The 15,954-nt window shown below is 69.2% G+C and carries 17 protein-coding genes; 8 read left to right on the top strand and 9 right to left on the bottom strand.

The window, feature by feature from the left end; genetic code table 11:
• Positions 1-76: 76 nt before the first annotated feature.
• Positions 77-553 carry a MarR family winged helix-turn-helix transcriptional regulator gene (locus RJ03_RS09865; protein WP_036500492.1) on the bottom strand — a complete coding sequence of 159 codons (477 nt, stop codon included), beginning with the start codon at positions 551-553 and terminating at the stop codon, positions 77-79.
• 41 nt (positions 554-594) lie between these two features.
• On the opposite strand from RJ03_RS09865, the gene RJ03_RS09860 reads away from it, so the two are divergent.
• Positions 595-1,506 carry an alpha/beta hydrolase gene (locus RJ03_RS09860; RefSeq protein ID WP_036500491.1) on the top strand — a complete coding sequence of 304 codons (912 nt, stop codon included), beginning with the start codon at positions 595-597 and terminating at the stop codon, positions 1,504-1,506.
• A gap of 9 nt (positions 1,507-1,515) precedes the next feature.
• Positions 1,516-2,685, top strand: a complete 1,170-nt coding sequence (locus RJ03_RS09855; protein ID WP_036500489.1) for a winged helix DNA-binding domain-containing protein — start codon at positions 1,516-1,518, stop codon at positions 2,683-2,685.
• Positions 2,686-2,716: 31 nt separating this feature from the next.
• Here the strand turns inward: RJ03_RS09855 and nadC are convergent, their stop codons facing one another.
• The 3 genes from nadC to nadA are packed head-to-tail and all read right to left on the bottom strand — an operon-like array spanning position 2,717 to position 6,448.
• Positions 2,717-3,577, bottom strand: coding sequence for a carboxylating nicotinate-nucleotide diphosphorylase (gene nadC, locus RJ03_RS09850; protein ID WP_036500585.1), 861 nt, complete (start codon positions 3,575-3,577; stop codon positions 2,717-2,719).
• 28 nt (positions 3,578-3,605) lie between these two features.
• A complete protein-coding gene (locus RJ03_RS09845; protein ID WP_036500582.1) occupies positions 3,606-5,342 on the bottom strand; it encodes an L-aspartate oxidase in 1,737 nt (578 codons plus the stop codon).
• 44 nt (positions 5,343-5,386) lie between these two features.
• On the bottom strand, positions 5,387-6,448 hold the full coding sequence (gene nadA, locus RJ03_RS09840) for a quinolinate synthase NadA (protein WP_051024517.1): 1,062 nt from the start codon (positions 6,446-6,448) through the stop codon (positions 5,387-5,389).
• Between the two features lie 95 nt (positions 6,449-6,543).
• On the opposite strand from nadA, the gene RJ03_RS09835 reads away from it, so the two are divergent.
• Together RJ03_RS09835 and RJ03_RS09830 are read left to right on the top strand one after the other, a co-directional pair.
• Positions 6,544-7,320: an NUDIX hydrolase gene (locus RJ03_RS09835; protein ID WP_036500486.1), complete on the top strand. Its 777-nt coding sequence runs from the start codon at positions 6,544-6,546 to the stop codon at positions 7,318-7,320.
• Between the two features lie 129 nt (positions 7,321-7,449).
• Complete coding sequence (locus RJ03_RS09830) at positions 7,450-8,094, top strand: DedA family protein (protein WP_036500485.1); 645 nt, start codon at positions 7,450-7,452, stop codon at positions 8,092-8,094.
• 506 nt (positions 8,095-8,600) lie between these two features.
• On the opposite strand, the gene RJ03_RS09825 is transcribed toward RJ03_RS09830, so the two are convergent.
• From RJ03_RS09825 to bioB, 3 genes are all read right to left on the bottom strand, one after another.
• Positions 8,601-9,227, bottom strand: coding sequence for a DUF2567 domain-containing protein (locus RJ03_RS09825; protein ID WP_051024516.1), 627 nt, complete (start codon positions 9,225-9,227; stop codon positions 8,601-8,603).
• Positions 9,227-9,451, bottom strand: a complete 225-nt coding sequence (bsaP, locus tag RJ03_RS09820; RefSeq protein WP_036500577.1) for a biotin synthase auxiliary protein BsaP — start codon at positions 9,449-9,451, stop codon at positions 9,227-9,229. The genes RJ03_RS09825 and bsaP overlap by 1 nt, the downstream gene beginning before the upstream one ends.
• Positions 9,452-9,534: 83 nt before the next feature.
• Complete coding sequence (gene bioB / locus RJ03_RS09815) at positions 9,535-10,548, bottom strand: biotin synthase BioB (protein WP_030514661.1); 1,014 nt, start codon at positions 10,546-10,548, stop codon at positions 9,535-9,537.
• Between the two features lie 172 nt (positions 10,549-10,720).
• Here bioB and RJ03_RS09810 point away from each other — a divergent pair, with 172 nt between their 5' ends.
• From RJ03_RS09810 to RJ03_RS09795, 4 genes are all read left to right on the top strand, one after another.
• Positions 10,721-11,305: a TetR family transcriptional regulator gene (locus RJ03_RS09810; protein WP_036500482.1), complete on the top strand. Its 585-nt coding sequence runs from the start codon at positions 10,721-10,723 to the stop codon at positions 11,303-11,305.
• A gap of 188 nt (positions 11,306-11,493) precedes the next feature.
• Positions 11,494-12,525: a FecCD family ABC transporter permease gene (locus tag RJ03_RS09805; RefSeq protein WP_036500481.1), complete on the top strand. Its 1,032-nt coding sequence runs from the start codon at positions 11,494-11,496 to the stop codon at positions 12,523-12,525.
• Complete coding sequence (locus tag RJ03_RS09800; RefSeq protein WP_083870713.1) at positions 12,522-13,337, top strand: ABC transporter ATP-binding protein; 816 nt, start codon at positions 12,522-12,524, stop codon at positions 13,335-13,337. Before RJ03_RS09805 ends, RJ03_RS09800 begins: the two co-directional genes overlap by 4 nt.
• Before the next feature lie 5 nt (positions 13,338-13,342).
• Positions 13,343-14,365 carry an ABC transporter substrate-binding protein gene (locus RJ03_RS09795; RefSeq protein ID WP_036500478.1) on the top strand — a complete coding sequence of 341 codons (1,023 nt, stop codon included), beginning with the start codon at positions 13,343-13,345 and terminating at the stop codon, positions 14,363-14,365.
• A 13-nt stretch (positions 14,366-14,378) separates the two neighbouring features.
• Here RJ03_RS09795 and RJ03_RS09790 read toward each other — a convergent pair whose 3' ends face one another.
• Together RJ03_RS09790 and RJ03_RS09785 are read right to left on the bottom strand one after the other, a co-directional pair.
• Positions 14,379-15,524 carry an alpha/beta fold hydrolase gene (locus RJ03_RS09790; protein WP_051024515.1) on the bottom strand — a complete coding sequence of 382 codons (1,146 nt, stop codon included), beginning with the start codon at positions 15,522-15,524 and terminating at the stop codon, positions 14,379-14,381.
• A gap of 73 nt (positions 15,525-15,597) precedes the next feature.
• Positions 15,598-15,936 (bottom strand): MmcQ/YjbR family DNA-binding protein, encoded by a 339-nt coding sequence (locus tag RJ03_RS09785; RefSeq protein ID WP_036500475.1) that lies wholly within the window; start codon positions 15,934-15,936, stop codon positions 15,598-15,600.
• Between the last annotated feature and the right edge of the window lie 18 nt (positions 15,937-15,954).

Raw genomic sequence — 15,954 nt, 5'->3', positions numbered from 1 at the left:
TCGCCCCCCATGATCAACGACCGCGCGTCCCGCATCCTTCCCACCACTGCGACCGGCCGTGTTCACCACGCGGCAATCACCCCGCCGGCATGCCGATCCGGCCCCGTTCGAGTTCGCCGCGCAGCCGCGCGAGCGTGCGCGCCACGGTCGGCAGGGACGCATCGGGCGCGATGGCGCCGAACAGTTCGGTGAGCCGCTCCGCGAAGCTCTCTTCGGCCGCGGTCACGAGCCGGGCACCGTCCTCGGTCAGGGCCAGCACCGACGAGCGGCGATCCGACGGATGCGGCCTGCGCACGACCCATCCCCGCGCCACCAGCCGGTCGACACCCTTGCTGATCGCCCCGATACCGGCCGCGAATTCGGCCGCGAGATCGGCCACCCGAGCCTCCGGATGATCGCGCAGGAAACGCAGGGATTCGAACTGGGACGCGACGATGCCGTGCCGGTCCCGGAGCCGGTCGTTGACGGCGTTGTACATCCGCGTCTCGCACCGGACGAGATCGGCGAACAGCGTCGGCAGATCCACGGCATCCGGGCCGGAACTACATTCCATGGCATATACTGTACAGGAATATAGTTCCCAGGAAGGTGTATATGAGCGCACAACAACGCGCGCAGGTCGATGCGATGCTGCGTCGGCCACAACCCGCGCAGCCGCGATCCGTGGCCGAGATACGGGCCGAATTCCGGACGCTGATGGCGCGGATGGCCGTCCCGTCCGGAATACGCACGCGGACGACCACACTGGGCACTCGGCCCGCAGTGCTCGTCGAACCGCCGGAGCCGGCCGGAGCGGGAACGATCCTGTACTTCCACGGCGGTGGCTTCGTTTTCGGTTCCCCCGATACGGCGATGACGCTGACCGGAAACCTGGTGCGCAAGACGGGTTTCCGGGCGCTTTCGGTTGACTACCGGCTCGCGCCGGAACATCCGTTCCCGGCCGCGATAGCGGACACCGTCGGCGCCTATCGCGCGCTGCTCGACAGTGGCACGCAACCGTCGGCGATCGCCTTCGCGGGCGACTCCGCGGGCGGTGGCCTGACCATCACGACGGCTCTCGCCGCCCGCGACGCCGGCCTGCCGCTGCCCGCCGCGATCGTGGCCTTCTCCCCCGGCCTCGATATGACCCGCACGGGGGCGAGTATGGAAACCAAAGCCGGCATCGACCCGGTGTTCACCCGCGCGAGCCTGGACCACACCGGCGCCATGTATCTCGCCGGGCAGGATGCCGAGCAGCCGCTGCTCAGCCCCGCGGTCTCGGCCGATCTCACCGGCTTTCCGCCGATCCTGCTCCAGGTGGGGACCAACGAAATGCTGCTGGACGATTCCACTCGCCTGGCCGCCCGCGCGCGGGACGCCGGCGTGGACGTCATCCTCGACGTGACCGCCGATGTGCCTCATGTCTTTCAGTCCTTCACCGGCATTCTCGACGAAGCGGATGAAGCTCTGGACCGGGCGGCGCATTTCCTCGTCCAGCGCATCCGGAAGGGGGACCGCGCAGGCTAGGATTCGACCATGCGTTCGATCACGGTCGCTCAGCGACGCGCGCGGCTGGCCCGTCGGCATCGGCTCGCCCACGAATTCCGTGGTACCGACCCTGCCGATATCGCCGAGTCGATGGTCGCTCTGCACGCCACCGATCCCGCGACGGTGTACCTGTCGGTGTGCGCCCGCACCCGCGACCTGGCGCCCACCGACGTGGAGCGCGCCCTCTACGACGATCGGTCGCTGCTGCGGCTGCTGGCGATGCGCCGGACCATGTTCGTCGCGCCGGTCGGCCTGGTTCCCGTGCTGCAGGCCGCGGTGGCCGACGCGCTCGCGGTCAAGCAGCGCCGCAACTACGGGAAGTACCTGGCCCAGGCCGTCGAGGGCGATATCGACGCCTGGCTGGCCGAAGTGGCCGACGAAACCCACCGCGAGTTGCTGGCCCGGGGCAGCGCGACCGGCGCGCAACTGTCGGCCGCCGTGCCCCGGCTGCGCACCCAGGTCGATACCGCGCCCGGGAAGCCGTATTCGAAACCGACCAACATCACCACCTGGGTGCTGCTCATCCTCGGATGCGACGGGCTCATCGTGCGCGGGCGCCCCAACGGCAGCTGGACCAGCAGCCAATATACCTGGGCGCCCCGGGAGGCATGGCTGCCCGATGCCGCGCCGATCGCGCTCGACGCGGCGCGCGCCGAGCTCGCCCGCCGCTGGCTGCGCGCCTTCGGACCGGCTCCCGTGGACGATCTGGTCTGGTGGACCGGGTGGACGAAAACGGATGTGCGCAAGACACTGTCGAGTCTCGACCTGACGGAAGTCGACCTTGACGGCAGGCCCGGAGTGATCCTGTCCGACGATACGGACCCCGAACCCGAGTCCGGACCGTGGGCAGCGCTGCTGCCCGCCCTGGATCCGACGCCGATGGGCTGGCAGTCGCGCGATTGGTTCCTCGGCCCGCACACCCCGGCGCTGTTCGACACCAACGGCAATATCGGCCCGAGTATCTGGGTGGACGGCCGCATCGTCGGCGGCTGGGCGCAGCGCGCCGACGGTGAAATCGCCTGGCGGCTACTGGAAGACGTCGGCGCCGACGCGAAGGCACTGATCGATGCCGAGGTCGAGCGCACCGCCGCCTGGTACGGCGACGTGCGCGCCATCCCCCGCTTCCGGACTCCGCTGGAACGCGAACTCACCAGCTGATCCGCCCGGATCGCCCCGGTGACGGCTGACCCTACATATCCAGGCCCAGGTCCAGCACCCGCACCGAATGGGTGAGGGCGCCGACCGCGAGGTAGTCGACTCCGGTGCGCGCGTAGTCGGCGGCGGCCTCGAGGGAGAGCCCGCCGGAGGATTCGAGTTTCGTGCGCGGCGAGCGGCTGTTGCGGCGCTGGACGGCGGCCTGGGTGGCCCACAGCGGGAAGTTGTCCAGCAGTACCAGTTCCACGTCTTCGGCGAGGACGGCGTCGAGCTGGTCGAGGCTGTCCACCTCGACCTCACATTCGATGTCGGGTTTCAGTTCGCGCACCGCGCGCAATGCGGCGACCACCGATCCGGCGGCCACGACGTGGTTGTCCTTGATCAGGGCGGCGTCGCCGAGGCCCATGCGATGGTTCACGCCACCGCCGACACGCACCGAATACTTCTGCAGCGCACGCAGACCCGGCAGCGTTTTACGGCTGTCGCGGATCCGGCAGTTCGTGCCCTCGACCGCGTCCACCCAGGCGGCGGTGGCGGTGGCGATTCCGGACATGTGGGTGACCAGATTGAGCATGGTGCGTTCGGCGGTGAGCAGCTGCCGGGTCGGCGCGACGACGGTCAGCACCGCGTCGCCGGGGCCGACCCGGGTGCCGTCGGCGACGCGATCGGTCACCTCGTAGTTTCCGGCGCCGATCACCTCGTCGAGCACCAGCAGCCCGACATCGATGCCCGCGACCGTGCCCGGCTGCCGCGAGACCATCGCGGCCTTGACGGTCGCCTCGTCGGGAACGGTTGCCGCCGAGGTGACGTCGGGCCCATAGCGCAGATCCTCGTCGAGGGCCGTGCGGATCAGGGTGCGCAGTTCCCCGGGGTCGAGTTGCGGGTCCAGTGCCATCATCTACTCCTCGGCATGTGCGTGGGGGTCATCGGGCGCTCACCGCCGGCAGGGGGTCGGCGGTGGTGAGTGGATCGGCGACGACCTGCGGGCGGCCGTCGTCGCCGAGCCGGATCGCGACGCTGCGCCGCAACTCATCTCGTGGATCGGGATAATCGGATCGGGTGTGGCAGCCGCGGCTTTCGGCGCGGGCGGTGGCCGCGAGGAGCAGGGTCCGCGCCGCCAGTGTCAGGGCGGCGTCCTCCACCGCGGCCAGCACTCCGGCCTGTTCGCCGTGCAGCCGCGAAACCGCCTGCGGCGAGGGCATTTCCGCCGGCGCGGCATCGGAATTCGCCTGCCCGGGCGCCGATGTCGTACCGGTATCCGTTTGTGCCGCAGCGTCTTCCGGCGCATCCGCGGTCCCGGACTTCGCCGTGCCGCTGCCCCGCAGATGCAGTACGCGCAGCATCGCCCCGCGCAGCCCGTCACCGTCGCGCACCACGGCGGCATGTGCCGACATCAACTGCTGCAGCGCGGTGCGATCGATACGCGGCAGCGACATCTCCGGCACCGACGTCACCTCCGGGGCGGAAGCGACCCGCTCGGCCGCGGCGGCCCCCGCCCGCTCGCCGACGACCAAACCCTCGAGCAGGCTGTTCGATGCCAGCCGGTTCGCGCCGTGCAGACCGGTGCGCGCCACCTCACCGGCCGCGTACAGGCCGGGGACGGCGGTGCGCCCGTGTGTATCGGTGACGACGCCGCCGCACTGGAAGTGCGCGGCCGGCGCGACCGGGATCAGATCGGTGCGTGGATCCAGGCCCGCCGCTCGGCACGAGGTCGTGATCGTCGGAAACCGTTGTGCGAAACCGTCGATCGCGCGGGCGTCGAGATACACGTGATCGGTGCCGAGCTGTCGCATCCGGGCGGCGATGGCCTTGGAGACGATATCGCGCGGCGCCAGATCGCCCCGCGGATCGACACCGGCGGTCACCGAATCACCGTTCGAGTCGACCAGTACCGCGCCCTCCCCGCGCACCGCCTCGCTGATCAGCGGCCGCCTGCCCAGCCCGCCGGGGCTGAACAGCACGGTGGGGTGGAACTGCACGAATTCCAGATCGGCGACCAGCGCACCGGCCCGCAGCGCCAGCGCGATGCCGTCGGCCGTGGCCCCGGGCGGGTTGGTGCTGCAGGCGTAGAGCTGTCCGAGGCCGCCGGTGGCCAGCAGGACGGCCGGGGCGTGGACGACCCCGAAACCCTGATCCGACACCACGATCACACCGCGTACCCCGTCGGGCCCGGTGACGATGTCGAGGGCGGCGGTGCCGAACAGCACCGGCAGTCCGGCGGCGTTCAGCGCGCGCTGCACCTCGGCGCCGGTGGCGTCACCACCGGCGTGGATGATGCGGCGCGTGCTGTGCCCACCCTCGCGGGTGCGCGACACCTGACCGTCGCGGCCGAGGTCGAAGACCGCGCCCAGATCGGTCAGCGCCGCGACGGCATCCCGGCCGCCCGACACGATGGAGCGCACCGCCTGCGCGTCGCACAGTCCGGCTCCGGCGTCGACGGTGTCGGCGACATGGGAGTCGACGGTGTCGCCGTCCGGCGCGACCACCGCGATCCCACCCTGTGCGTATTGCGTGGAGGTATCCGTCGGGCCACCCTTGCTCAGGGTCAGGACCCGCAACCCCCGCAGCGAGGCGGTGCGGGCCGCGGTCAAACCCGCGACACCGCCACCGATCACCACCAGATCAGCTTCGGCTTCCCAGCCGATCGAAGGCGTCATCATCATCGATCGAACCTTTCCGGCCCGCCCGCAGGCGGGTGCCGGTGCTATTCGCCGCCGCCGGGATTGCCGATGGCGATCATGCGCTGCACCGAATTGCGTGCCAGCGCTGCGGTTTCCGGATCGACGTGCACCTCGTCGAGTTCGTCGGTCAGGCAGCGCAGCAGCGCGGCCGGCGTGATCATCTTCATGTACTTGCAGGACGCGCGATCGTTGACGGCCTGGAAGTCGATGCCGGGGGCGGCCTTGCGCAGCTGATGCAGCATGCCGACCTCGGTGGCGACGAGGACCTGGTTGGACTGCGCGGCCTTCGCGGCGTCGATCATGCCGCCGGTGGACAGGATGTGGACCCGGTCGGCCGGGAACGCCCCCTCCCCCGCGAGGTACAGAGCCGAGGTGGCGCACCCGCATTCGGGATGTACGAACAGCTCGGCATCGGGATGGGTGCGGGCCTGTTCGGTCAGTTCGTCGCCGTTGATGCCTGCGTGCACGTGGCATTCACCGGCCCAGATGTGCATGTTCTGCCGACCGGTCACCCGCTTCACGTGGGCGCCGAGGAACTGGTCGGGCAGGAACAGCACCTCGCGGTCGGGATCGATGGAGGCGACCACGTCGACGGCATTGGACGAGGTGCAGCAGATGTCGGTCAGCGCCTTCACCGCGGCGGTGGTGTTCACATACGACACCACGAGGGCGCCGGGATGTTCGGCCTTCCACGCGCGCAGGTCGTCGGCGGTGATGGAGTCGGCCAGCGAGCAGCCCGCGCGCTGGTCCGGAATCAGCACGGTCTTGTCCGGGCTGAGGATCTTCGCGGTCTCGGCCATGAAGTGCACACCGCAGAACACGATGGTGTCCTCGGGCGCCTCGGCGGCGATCCGCGACAGGGCCAGGGAATCGCCGACGTGATCGGCCACATCCTGAATCTCGGGTAGCTGGTAGTTGTGCGCCAGGATGGTGGCGTTGCGCTCGCGCGCCAGCCGCTTGATCTCCTGCGCCCACTCCGGTGTGGCCTCGACTCCGCCGAACCCGGCCGGACCGTCGATGACCTGCGCTGCGAATGCCCGCGTCGTCGGACCAGTGGTCGCTGTCGTCAGACTCGTTGACGCCATGGCATGGCTCCTTCCTCATGCGCGCGGCACTCGCGCCACGCGCATCACCCCGGGCCGATTCGCTTCAACCCGGTTTTCGACTTACAATCGAAAACGTGGCCCATAGTAGCACCATTCACGAATCGCTCACCGCGGTGTTCCAGGTTCGTCGCTTCATGGACACCGTCACCGCAGGTCCAGAGGGTGATCACTCGGTGATCGCGAGCGAACCGGTGGATCCGCAGAGCCCGCGCGGCAATCACGGCCTCCGCACCGAACTCGGGGTGTTGCTGTGGCAGCGGGCGATGGAACCCCAGACCGGCACCTGGTCGCTGCCCGGCGGCCGGCTGCGCGACGACGAGGATCTCGACACCTCCGCCCGCCGTCAGCTGGCCGAGAAGGTCGATGTACGTGAGCTGTGGCACATCGAGCAGCTGTCGGTCTTCAGCAATCCACATCGTGTGCCCGGGGTACGCCGCATCGCCTCGGCCTATCTGGGACTGGTGCCACTGACCGCGGACCCGCAACTGCCCGCCGACACCCGCTGGCATCCGGTGTCGGCCCTGCCGAACATGTCGTTCGACCACGGCACCGTCGTCCACCACGCCCGCACCCGGCTGGCGGCGAAGCTGTCCTACACCAATATCGCCTTCGCCCTGGCGCCTTCGTCGTTCACCATGTCGACGTTGCGCGAAATCTATTGCACCGCACTCGGTTACGACGTCGACACCACGAACCTGCAACGAGTGTTGAGCCGCCGCAAGGTGATCACGCCGACCGGGGAGACCGCCGCGCCGGGAAAGTCGGGCGGACGGCCCGCGGCGGTCTATCGGTTCACCGACGACGAGATCCGCGTGACCGACGAATTCGCGGCGTTGCGGCCCCCGGGGTGAGCGGCTCGCGCGGTGTGTTCCGGGCTGTGCGTGATGGGGTCCGCTTCCACCGGTTCGTGAGCCGACGCCCAGTGGCCGCTGCTCGGGACGGGCGGACGCCCGCGGTCGGCGCACGGTAGCGTCGGCGGAATGGAATCGCTGATGCACCGGATTCTCGATATCGCGCCGGTGTGGATCTACCTGACGGTCGGTCTGCTCGTTTTCGCCGAGGACGCGATTTTCGTCGGCTTCGTGATTCCGGGCGAGACGGCGGCCGTTCTCGGCGGTGTCGCCGCCAGCCAGGGGCATGTCCTGCTGTGGGCGATGATCCTGCTGGTGGTGGCCGCCGCGATCATCGGCGACTCGGTGGGCTACGAGGTGGGCAAACATTTCGGCAGCCGCCTGCTCGCCGCCTCCTACCTGGACAAACACCGCGGCCGCCTGGACAACGCTCAGGACTTTCTCGCCCGCCGCGGCGGCTGGGCCGTCTTCCTCGGCCGCTTCACCGCCTTCTTCCGCGCGGTGATGCCGGCCCTGGTCGGCGCCTCCCGTATGCCCTACCCGAAGTTCCTTTCGTTCAACGCCATCGGCGGCATCGTCTGGGGAACGACCTTCGTGGTCCTCGGCTACGTCGCCGGCAATTCCTACGAGAAGGTCGCGAAAACCGTCGGCCGCGATATGGCGATCGCGGTCGTGGTGATCGTCGTCCTGGCGCTGATCGTGTGGAAGCTGCGCGAACGGCGCCAGGAGAAGAAGATCGAATCCGAATATCACGCCACCCACGACGGACGGTGAATCTCTACCCCCGCCGATTCATCCCCGCCGATTTACTCCGGCCGATTCACCACAGCCGATCCCGATGCTTGACCGTGCGCCGATAGGTGCGCTTGTTCGCCACCGGCTGCGCCGCAGCCGATCTGCGAAGTTCGTGCCGCCGCCGCCACGCACCGAGATCGGGCCGCTCACTCGGTTCGATTGCCGCACAATCACTTTCCGATCGCGCCCGCAGTCCTGCCATTCCTACACCTCCCCTCCTGACCGATCGGCGCAACGGTAACGACCGTGAGCCTGGATCGCCATCGAATAAATGGCGATCCGGGGTTCGAGGACGGTCATCCACACGGGGGGCCGATACGCCATCTGCGATAGTCGTTCCCGCCACTCGATGCCAGCCGATCGAGCAGGGCACTTCGGTTCAGCAGACGGTGCCGGAACACCACAGCGTGCAGACCGGCTTGCTACCGGCTAGGGCAGCGCACCACGGCATTGTCCAGTGGCGCAACGCCCGCGGCGCGAACGACTCAGCGCTGTGAGTCGGCGTTCTGATACGACCCGGGCCGATGGTAGGGCCCGTAGGTCACCTCGGACAGCGGGGTATGCGGTGCGGGTTCCGGCGGTTCACCGCGTCCGCTTCCCAGGTCCTCGGAGGTGCTCAGCGCCGAGAGCAGGAGCACGACCAGGCCGGCGACCAGCGGTTGCAGCAGCAGCGCGGTCCAGCCTTCGACGGTGGGCGCGAGCTCCACGACGGTGTGCACGGGCGGGTTGTGGGAGCGGGGGTGGATCCAGCGCGCGACCTGTTCGCCGAACCACGACATCACCCAGGCTCCGGCCAGCGAACCGATCAGCAGACTCACCAACATGATCGGCCCTCGGATCGCGCGCCGACGCCACACCGCGGCGGCACTCAGCAGTCCGGTCACCAGGCCGACGCACGCGAAGATCGCCACCGCGTCGAAGCGATGCGCGCTTTCCCCGGTGAGCGCCATACCGCTACCGGGTTCGACGACGAAGACCTTCTCGGTCGGTGCGAGCATGGCCCATACTCCGCCGCCGATGATGCTGACCACCAGCACCGCCGCGACGATCCACAGCGCCGCGCGCAGCTCGCGCGGTGCGGGAGAGGCTGCGGCGGCGCCGCGGGAGGTCATCAGCGATGGTCCAGGCTGTGGGAATCGATCACCCCGTGCCGTGAGCATTTCGCCCACCAGCCGTCCGGACTCACCTGCACGATCATCCGGCGGCCGCACTGCTCGCAGAAGCGCGGCGGTTCCAGGCCCAGGGCCGCGGCCGCCGGCACCGGATCGTCGAGGCCCACGACGATCCGCTTCCCGGTGTACGGGTTGTAGCGCTCTTGCATATCAGGCTGTGGCATCTGGACCACCATTCGCGAAACCCCTCATGAAGTGCAGCTCTCCAGCTGCTCGACAATACCCGAACCGCCTCGGCCGCGGGAGCTCAGAGGGTCTCGTTGAGCGCCTTGATCGGCATCTTCAGATCGGTGAGCAGGTCCAGGTCCGCTTCGGCGGGGCGGCCGAGCGTGGTCAGGTAGTTGCCGACGATCACGGCGTTGATGCCACCGAGGATGCCCTGCTTGGCGCCCAGGTCGCCGAGGGTGATCTCCCGGCCGCCCGCGAAACGCAGGATGGTGCGCGGCAGCGCGAGCCGGAACGCGGCGACGGCGCGCAGCGCATCGGCCGCGGGCAGCACCTCGAGGTCACCGAAAGGGGTGCCCGGGCGCGGGTTGAGGAAGTTCAGCGGAACCTCGTCGGGCTCCAATTCGGCCAGGTTGGCAGCGAATTCGGCCCGCTGCTCCAGGGTTTCACCCATGCCGAGGATGCCGCCGCAGCACACCTCCATACCGGCCTCGCGCACCATGCGCAGGGTGTCCCAGCGCTCCTCCCAGGTGTGGGTGGTGACCACGTTCGGGAAGTGCGAGCGCGAGGTCTCGAGGTTGTGGTTGTAGCGGTGCACGCCCATCGCGGCGAGCTGATCGACCTGTTCCTGGTTCAGCATGCCCAGCGAGCAGGCGACCTGGATGTCGACCTCGTTGCGGATGGCCTCGACGCCGGCGGCGACCTGCGCCATCAGCCGCTCGTCCGGACCGCGCACGGCGGCGACGATGCAGAATTCGGTGGCGCCGGTCTTGGCGGTCTGCTTCGCGGCCTCGACCAGGCTCGGGATGTCGAGCCAGGCGGCGCGCACCGGCGACTGGAACAGGCCCGACTGCGAGCAGAAGTGGCAGTCCTCCGGGCAGCCGCCGGTCTTGAGCGAGATGATGCCCTCGACCTCGACCTCCGGGCCACACCATTTCATCCGCACCTCGTGCGCGAGCTCCAGCAGCGCCTCGAGCTGGTCGTCGCCCAGGCGCAGCACCTCGAGGGTCTGCTCCTGAGTCAGTCCGACGCCACGTTCGAGAACCTGCTCGCGCGCGGTGGCCAGAATGTCGGTCTTCACGGGTGCCTGCGTCACAGCACGAATCCCTTCGTCCGGCCGGTACGGCCGTGCTTATTGCGGCATGGACTGGGCCCTCCGTGGTTACGCGGGCTGCCGCCTCCAGGCCTGCGCGTCCATACCGTGCAACTTGAACGGTGTTCAGGCTAGGGTAGCGGGGTCAGTGAGTCAAAACACGCGAGGGGTAGAAGTGCAGCTACATCGGGCGGATGTGATCGACGGTGCCATCGCCATCCTCGATCAGTACGGGCTCGCCGATCTGACCATGCGCCGCCTCGCCACCGCTCTGCACGTGCAGCCGGGGGCGCTGTACTGGCATTTCCCGAACAAGCAAGCGCTGCTCGGCGCGGTCGCCGACCGCATCCTCACCCCGATGGAGGAACCGGTCGCCGCCGCGGACTGGCCGGGCCAGATCAGCGAACTCGCGCATCGGCTGCGGTCGTGTCTGCTGGCCTATCGCGACGGCGCGGAGGTGGTCTCGGCCACCTACGCCTCCCGGCTGACCACCAGCAAGGGCCGGGAACGCTTGGCCAGTGCGATGATTCGCGGCGGCATGACCCACGAGGAAGCGGATCTGGCGGCCTACACGCTGCTGTACTACGTCCTCGGCGAGACGGTGGACGAGCAGTCGCGGATGCAGATGGATTCCGCGGGCGCGCTGGCGGAGGAGGATTCCCCGCTCTACGAGAACACCTCGGCCACCGAGCGATTCGATTTCGGGTTGCAGCTGTTCGTGGGCGGGGTGCTGCATCTGCTCGGGAGCCGGGTGCGCTAGCCGGACATTTCGGACGGTAGTATTCGGGACCGTCATCCCCGGCGGCGCGGGAATCCGGTGGAAATCCGGAACGGTCGCGCCACTGTGACCGCGGGCGGGCGCCGATGTGCGGACCCGCTGCGGGAGTCAGACCTCGGTCGCCGGGCACTGCTCTGAAGAGGTCGCGTGATGCCTGTGGAGTTCCGGCGATGAATCGCGTCCGGACAACGATCGTCGTTCCCGTAACACTGGCGTCGCTGCTCATCGCGATGGTGGTGGCGACCGCGTGTGGCGCCGAACCGCTTCCGATCCCGGCGGTGCTCGAGGTGCTGGGCGGACATCTGGGCGGCTCCGGTGCGGTCGATTCCGCCTTCGACACCATCGTGTGGCAGTTGCGGGTTCCGCGCACGATCCTGGCCGCGGTGGTCGGCGCGGGCCTGGCACTCGCCGGGGCCGCCATGCAGACATTGGTGCGCAATCCCCTGGCCGATCCCTATCTGCTGGGTGTGTCCTCGGGCGCGGGGGTGGGCGCCGCGGCCGTGATCACGTCGGGGTGGTTCGCCGGGGCCGGCATCTGGGCGCTGTCGGGCGGCGCGCTCGCCGGCGCGTTGACGGCGGCGGCCACGGTGTTCGCGATCGCGATGGCGCAGGGCGGGTTGACGCCGCTGCGCCTCGTCCTGACCGGAACCGTGCTGGGATCGGCGTTTTCGGCGCTGAGCAGCTATCTCATCTTCCGCAGCGCCGACCCGAAGGCCGCGCAGTCGGTGCTGTTCTGGCTGCTCGGCAGCCTGGCCGGAGCCGATTGGACACGAATCGCGGTGCCCGCCATCGTCGTTGCGCTCGCGGCGGCAACTCTGCTGGCCGTACACGGCTGGCTCGACGCGTTGAGCGTGGGCGCCGAAACCGCCGCATCGGTGGGAGTGCCGCTGCGGGCCCTGCGATACGGGCTGTTCGTCGGACTGGCGATCCTGGTCGGCGTGCTGGTCGCGGTGTCCGGCGGGATCGGCTTCGTGGGTTTGGTGGTACCGCATGCGGCGCGGATGCTGGTGGGCTCCACCCATCGGCGATTGCTGCCGGTCGCGGCGCTGTGCGGTGCGGTGTTCCTGGTCGTGGCCGACGCGACGGCACGAGTTCTCGTGCGGCCCACCGAAATTCCGGTGGGCGTGCTCACCGGGCTGATCGGCGCGCCGGTGTTTCTGCTGCTGATGGGCCGGCGGCACTACCGATTCGGTGCGGCGTGAACGGGTCACTCGCGTCCGGCGCGCCGGAAACCGCCGCCGCGACACTGCGGGTGGAGCGGCTGACATGCGGGCCGCGCGGCAGAGTCGTTCTGACGGACGTCGATTTCGAGGTCCGGCCCGGTGAGATGATCGGCATCGTCGGACCCAACGGCGCCGGGAAGTCGACGCTGCTGCGCACACTGGCCGGACTGCTGCGACCGCGGACCGGCCGGGTTCTGGTCGACGGTGAAGCGCTGCGGGCGATGTCGCCGCGCCGGCGTGCTCGCCTGGTCGCCCTCGTCGGACAGGACGAGCAGCCGCCCGCCGATCTGTACGCCGGTGAGGTGGTCGCGCTGGGGCGGACACCGTATCTGCCGCCGTGGGGCGCCGGCAGTCCGGCCGAACGCCGCGCGGTCGAGGACGCCTTGGCCGCGGTCGATCTCGGCGGATTCGCCGATCGCCCGGTGCGTCGGATGTCCGGTGGTGAGCGGCAGCGAGTGCTGCTGGCCCGGGCCCTGGCGCAGACGAGCCCGCTGCTGTTGCTCGACGAGCCGACCAATCACCTGGACATCACCCACCGGCTCGCGCTCCTGGATCTGGTCCGGGGACTGGGCCGCACCGTCGTGGTCGCACTGCACGATCTGACCCTGGCCGACCGCTACTGCGACCGGGTGCTGGTCGTGCACGACGGATCCGCTTCGGACCTGCGGGCGCCGCGGGAAGCATTGAGTCCGGAGGTTCTCGCCACGGTCTTCGATGTGCGGGCGGCGCGCGTGCGGCATCCGGACACGGGCGCGACACATCTTCTGCTGGAACCGAATACGGAGGCTTAGACGATATGCAACTGCTGCGATGGCTCGCCGTCGGGTCGACTGTCGCGTCCTTGGTGGCGTGTGGCCCCGCGCAGACCTCCGACGGCAATCTGACCCTCACCAATTGCGGTGAGCAGGTGCGCTTTCCGGCTCCGGCGCAGCGCATGTTCGTCAACGACACCAATATGGTCGCGATGACACTGGCCTTGGGCGCCCAGGACTCGGTGGCCGCGGTGGCCGGTCTGCAACAGGACGCCGCGACCCTGCGGCGGCACTACGGTGACGTCGTCGATCGGTTGGACAATGTCGCGCCGAGCTCGCCGTCCCGGGAGACGGTGCTGGCCCGGCGCCCCGATGTGATGGTGGCCGGCTGGAACTACGGCTACAGCGAGGCCACCGATCTCACGCCGGATACGCTGCGCGCCAACGGTATCGCGCCCTACATCCTCACCGAGAGCTGCCGACCGCACGCCGGTCAGCGGCAACGCGGCACCGTCGAACCGTGGGCGGCGCTGCGCGCGGATCTGTCGAATCTGGGCGCGATCACCGGTCGTACCGACCGGGCCACCGCACTCGTCGCCGACATCGATACCCGCCTCCAGCGCTTGCGCGCCGCGCCGCGGGCCGCGACACCGCCGACCCTGTTCGTCTTCGACAGCGCGAGCGAAACCATCTTCTCCAGCGGCAGATTCGGCGGCCCCCAGGCCGTCCTCGAGGCCGCCGGTGCCCGCAACGCACTCGACGATGTGGCCGATACGTGGACGGCGGTGTCGTGGGAGCGACTGGCCGCCGCGGACCCGGACGCCCTCGTCTTCGTCGACTATCCGGGGCAGAGCTTCGCCCAGAAGGTGGACGCGCTGCGCGCCAAACCCGGCATCAACCGGCTGCGCGCGGTGACCGAGCAGCGGTTCCTCAACCTGCCCTATGTGCTCTGGACGTCGAGCCCGCTCAACATCGATGCCGCCGAGCAGCTGCGGGCACAACTCGAGCGGTGGAATATGCTGCCGCCCTCGGATATTCGCCCGGCATTCGACGACGCCGTGCGCTGATCCACGCGCAGGATCACGGCATACCCATGGTCTGCTCGGAGTGCACCAGCCCGATGAACGGCACGATCTGCTGCGCGATCACCGTGTTGTATTCGCGCGGATGCTGCCGCGGATCGGCATGGCCGGTGCTGCGGGTCAGCACCACCAGGAGCGTGCCGTCGACACCGCCGACGGTGTCGATCAGCGCGCGATGGGTGTATTCGTCGTCCACGACGGAATCCCGGTACGGATCGTGCGGGCGGATGAAGACGATGGCCGGCCGGGCTTTGCCGGACGCGGGCTTCGCCAGCGCGTGCAGGTCGTCGATCGCGCCGCTGGCGACGATGGCCTTGAATTGATCCTCGATGAGGCCGTTGCTGGCGGCATCGGTGTTGAAGATCTTCTGCCGCAGCACATCGGTGACCGTGCGGCCCAGCGACGCCGTCCGGATTCCCGGTGGATCGGAGCCGTAGTCGATGAATTGGTCACGGCGGGAATAGGTTTCCGCCAGCAGCCGCAACCCCCGGCTCTCCCGCGTGCCGGGGAACCAGCCGAACCAGCGCAGCAGATCCTCACCCTGGTCGCGGCTTTCCGGCCGTACCGCGGCCAGGTCGACCGGCGTGCAATCCAGGATCACCCCGGACAGGGTGCGCGTGCTGTGGGTGTGGATGTGCTTGGCGATCTCGAGTGCGATCACCCCGCCCATGCTGTGGCCGACCAGCACCACCTTGTGGATGCGAGCGGCCTCGGTGACGCGGATGATCAGATCACTGATCACCTTGGTGTCGATACCGGTGTTGTCGTAGCGCACCGCCCACACCGAACCCAGCTGCCGCAGTGAGGGCAGGGCGCGCGCGGTGTCGGAGGCATCGAGCGAACCCAGGCCGACGAGGTCGAAAACCGCGGTATCGCGGTCGCTCGCGGCGGCCGGGCCCGAGATGGGCAGCACCGCGGGATCGGTGCGCGCCAGCCGTGCCTGCTCGGGGGAAACGTCGTAGTGCCAGTACTGCGCGAACACGACGAGTACGACGATCGGGACCAGCGCCGCCCGCAGCAGCACGCGCCGCGTCCGCCCCAGCGTCCGCCAGCGGTGCCCTGCACGGGTTTCGGTCAGCCGGGCCCGCCGTCGCGCATCGTCGTAATCCGCGACCGTGGAAGGGTGCCGATCTCGCATGGACATCCCTACCCACTGTAAGGGCGTTCGCGACCGGCGCATCCGTTCCGCGGTGCGGCGCGGTGATACCCGTTGTCGATTACCGCTGGTCGTCGAGGAGGTGACGGGGCGCGGCCTGGCGCCACGAATCCAGAATGATCGCCTCCAATTCGGCCCGGTCGTCCAGGGCGGCCAGCCGGGCGCGCACCCACGCGTTACCGGCCTCGTGCGCGGCGATCCAGAATTTCGCGGGCTCGGCCGCGACCAGCTCGTCGCGGTCGATGATCGGGCAGCGCACCGCCATCGAGGTCTCGGCCTCGGGCAGGGTCAGAAACAGCTTGCCCGCGACCCGGAAAGTGGGCATCCCCCAGGCGAATTGCTCCGATGTCTCCGGCAGCGACAGGGCATAGTCGCGGGCATCCTCCCCGGTTGCGCTCATGTCCCGCATCCTGCCAGG

Origin of the sequence: Nocardia aobensis NBRC 100429 (assembly GCF_000308375.1) — a bacterium.
Lineage (GTDB): Bacteria > Actinomycetota > Actinomycetes > Mycobacteriales > Mycobacteriaceae > Nocardia > Nocardia aobensis.
Note: the sequence above shows the minus strand (reverse complement) of the source record. Positions and strands in the feature narration are given on the sequence as shown.